Here is a 3,467-nt window from a genome sequence, read left to right on the forward strand (position 1 = left end):
CGTGAACCTCGTCGACGCCGGCGACCCGGTCGAACAGGCCCAGGCCTATGACGCGGCCGGCGCCGACGAGCTGATGTTCCTCGACATCACCGCCAGCCACGAGAACCGCGGCATCATCCTCGACGTCGTGCGCCGCACCGCCGAGGTCTGCTTCATGCCGCTGAGCGTCGGTGGCGGGGTGCGCAGCGTCGAGGACGGTCGGCGCCTGTTGCTGGCGGGGGCCGACAAGATCTCGATCATGACCGCCGCCGTGAACGACCGCGACGTCGTCAGCCGCTGCGCCGACGCCTTCGGCAGCCAGGCCGTGGTGGTCTCGGTCGACGCCAAGCGCACCGCCGACGGCCGCTGGGAGGTCTTCACCCACGGCGGCCGCAATCCCACCGGCCTCGACGCCGTCGCCTACGCCGCCGAGGTGGTAGCCAGGGGCGCGGGCGAGATCCTGCTCACCTCGATGGACCGCGACGGCGCGAAGACCGGCTACGACCTGGAGCTGGTGCGCCGCGTCAGCGCCGCCGTCTCCGTGCCCGTGATCGCCTCCGGCGGCGCGGGCGACGCGCAGCATCTGGTCGAGGGCGTGCAGGCCGGCGCCGACGCCGTGCTGGCCGCCTCCATCTTCCACTTCGGCGAAGTCGGGATCGGCGAGGCGAAGGCCGCCATGGCCGCCGCCGGCATCCCGGTTCGTCTCACGGAGAAGGCCGCATGAGCCGCTTCACCACCGTCGTCGGCCGCCTGGCCGACACCATCGAGAGCCGCCGCGGCGGCGACACCTCGACCTCCTACACCGCCCAGCTCCTGGGCGACCTCGACCGCGCCGCCAAGAAGATGGGCGAGGAGGCCGTCGAGACCGTCATCGCCGCCGCCCAGGGCGACCGCGAAGCCCTCACCGCCGAAAGCGCCGACCTGATCTACCACTGGCTGGTGCTCATCGCCGCCGCCGGCGTCAGCCTCGACGAGGTCGCCGAGCGCCTGGAGACCCGCGAGGGGACCAGCGGGCTGAAGGAGAAGGCGTCGCGTGGGGCCTAGCGCCACTCAGTCCGCTACCCCCTCGCCTTCCGCTTCAACGCCACGTACAGCGCGCCCGCGCCGCCGTGCTGCCGCGCGGCTTCCGAGATGCCCGCCACGATGTGGGAGAGTTCCGGGGCGCCCAGCCAGTCCGGCACGCGGCGCTTCAGCACGCCATCGCCCTGCACGCCCTTGCCGGTGATCACCAGCACCGCGCGCCAGCCGTCGTTCCAGGCCCGCGCAAGGAACCCCTCCAGCGCCGCCCGCGCCCGGTCCTGCGTCAGGCCGTGCAGGTCGATGCGGCCGCCGATCTCCTCCCGCTCGCGGGCGATGCGGTGGCGGCGGTTGGGCTCGATGTCCTCCAGCCCGCCGCGCCGCATGTCATGGACAGGTTTCAGGTCCTTCGGCGCGATCCGGGCCGGCGCGTCGAGGCTCTGGCCGCGGGCCGTGCGCGGCTCGGCCCGCCCCTGCAGCGGATGCACCGTGGCCGCCACCCGGCCCCACAGGTGCAGTTCCTCTGGCGTCGGATGGCGCTTCATCGTGGGACCAGCCGCCAGAGCTTCAGGGTGTGGCGCACGCGACCTGCTTCGGCGCCGGCCGCGTCGCCTTCGCCCAGATAGAGGTCGGCCCGCACGTCGCCCTTGATCGCCCCGCCCGTGTCGAGCGCGCTCACCACGCGCCGGTAGCTCGGAAAGGCGCCGGCCAGCAGCGGTGCGTCGGCGTCGATCCAGAGCAGTTCGCCCATGGCGTGGAAGGCCGGGTCCACCGCCACGGCGCGGCCGCGGGGCAGGGGGATGTTGGCCGCGCCCACCGGCGGCTGACCATCGTCCGGCGCGAGGCGGAAGAAGGCGTAGCGCGGGTTCAGCCGCATGATCTCGTCGGCCTCGGGCCCGCGGTGGGCGGCGAGCCAGCCGCGGATCGCGTCGCCCGAGGTATTGTCCCGCGGCAGGAGCCCACGGTCGCGCATCGGGTTGGCGATGCCGGCGAAGACCTGTCCGTTGTGCGCCGCATAGAGCGCCTTCAGCCGCCGGCCGTCCTCGAACGTCAGCGTTCCCGAGCCCTGCACCTGCAGGAAGAAGAGGTCCTCGGGTCGCATCCAGGCCAGGGCGTCGTCGGCCGGCCAGCCCTCGATCGCGGCCCGGTCGGGGTAGGGCATGACGCCGCCGTCCGCCCGGACCTGCAGCACCGCCGTTCCGTCGACGCGCAGGTCGGCGGGGCGGGGGCGCACGGGGGCGCTGAACTCGGGGTCGGGTTTGCGGCGCGCCGGGTAGACCGGGGCGAAGTAGGCCGTGAGCACGCCTTCGCCGCTCACGCGTTCGGCCACGAAGAACGCCTCGAAGAACGGCCGCCCCACACCGGGCGCGACATCGCGCACCGCTTTTGCGCGGAGGCACAGTTCGCCCAGGCCCGGATCGCGGCTGGCCTGGCAGGTCGCCCGCCAGGCGCCGAACGCGGCGTCGTGGTCGTCGCCAGCCCAGCCCGGAAGGGCGGCGAGTTCGACCCGGCGCGGCGGCTCCGCAGGCGGCGAAGGTCGCGGCCCCGCGGCTGGCGGCGGATAGCCCGGCGGCGTCGGCCCGTGTTCGGACGGCGTGGCGCAGGCGGCGAGGCTAAGCGCGGCGAGACCCGCCGCCATCACTCGCCAGCCCGGAAGGGTCACGCCTCGGCGGCGTCCACGTGGACGAGCGTCCAGTTGGGATCGCGGCTCTTCAGGCGCCTCTCGAACGTCCACAGTTCGGCGGTGCGCCGGTCATCCACGCCCTCGCCCTCAGGGCCTTTCGTGCGGCTGCGGAATTCGGCCAGAAAGCGCACGGTCAGGCGCGCGAGATCGCCGTCGGTCACCTCGGCCTTCTCGAGGTCGGCGCGCGGCGCCTGGAGGAACTCGACGCGCTCGGTGCGGCCCTCGGCCGCGCGCTGGTCGATCACGCCCTCGAAACTCGCCATCACCGGCGGGGCCAGGAGATTGCGCAGCGTGTCCTTGTCGCCCGCCGCAAAGGCCTTCACCACCATCTCGTAGGCGCCCTTCGCGCCGCCCAGGAAGCGGGTCATGTCGAAGGCCGGATCCTTGGCCTTCACGGCGGCCAGACCCGTCAGCTCGACGCCGTCGTCCGCAGGGTCGGCGAGACCCGCCGGCGCACGCGGCGCACGGACCTTGGCGTCGGCCGTGGCCTGTTGATCCTCCGGCTGGCGTCCCACGCGCCGGCCCAGCACCGAGTAGAGCTGGTAGAGCACGATGGCCGCGAGGCCGGCGAAGATGATCAGTTCGAGGACTTGCAACGCGCAGCTTTCGGTCAGGACCCTGTCGAGGCGGTCTGAGCGCAGGAGAACTCATACGCCCGATCATAGCTATATAGTCCGACGGAACGTCCGCGTCAGGGGCGACGTTGCATCCCCGTCGACCCCATGATAGCCGCGTGCCCCGAACCCGCGCGCGTTCCGCCGCGAACCAGAGAGATTTCCGCCTTCCC

The 3,467-nt window shown here is 73.0% G+C and carries 5 protein-coding genes; 2 read left to right on the top strand and 3 right to left on the bottom strand.

What is annotated here, in order from left to right; genetic code table 11:
• Together hisF and JNL41_RS20675 are read left to right on the top strand one after the other, a co-directional pair.
• Positions 1–703 (top strand): imidazole glycerol phosphate synthase subunit HisF (gene hisF / locus JNL41_RS20670; RefSeq protein WP_293478068.1); only part of this gene is annotated, 703 nt, incomplete at its 5' end.
• Entirely contained in the window at positions 700–1,023 is a 324-nt protein-coding gene (locus JNL41_RS20675) for a phosphoribosyl-ATP diphosphatase (RefSeq protein WP_293478069.1), read from the top strand. The genes hisF and JNL41_RS20675, both read left to right, overlap by 4 nt.
• A gap of 14 nt (positions 1,024–1,037) precedes the next feature.
• On the opposite strand, the gene JNL41_RS20680 is transcribed toward JNL41_RS20675, so the two are convergent.
• From JNL41_RS20680 to timA, 3 genes are read right to left on the bottom strand one after another with little or no spacing between them, the layout of a single operon-like run.
• Entirely contained in the window at positions 1,038–1,541 is a 504-nt protein-coding gene (locus tag JNL41_RS20680) for a Smr/MutS family protein (protein ID WP_293478070.1), read from the bottom strand.
• Complete coding sequence (locus JNL41_RS20685) at positions 1,538–2,635, bottom strand: MltA domain-containing protein (protein WP_293478071.1); 1,098 nt, start codon at positions 2,633–2,635, stop codon at positions 1,538–1,540. Before JNL41_RS20685 ends, JNL41_RS20680 begins: the two co-directional genes overlap by 4 nt.
• A gap of 20 nt (positions 2,636–2,655) precedes the next feature.
• Entirely contained in the window at positions 2,656–3,276 is a 621-nt protein-coding gene (gene timA, locus JNL41_RS20690; protein ID WP_293478072.1) for a TIM44-related membrane protein TimA, read from the bottom strand.
• Between the last annotated feature and the right edge of the window lie 191 nt (positions 3,277–3,467).

Origin of the sequence: Phenylobacterium sp. (assembly GCF_016793285.1) — a bacterium.
Lineage (GTDB): Bacteria > Pseudomonadota > Alphaproteobacteria > Caulobacterales > Caulobacteraceae > Phenylobacterium.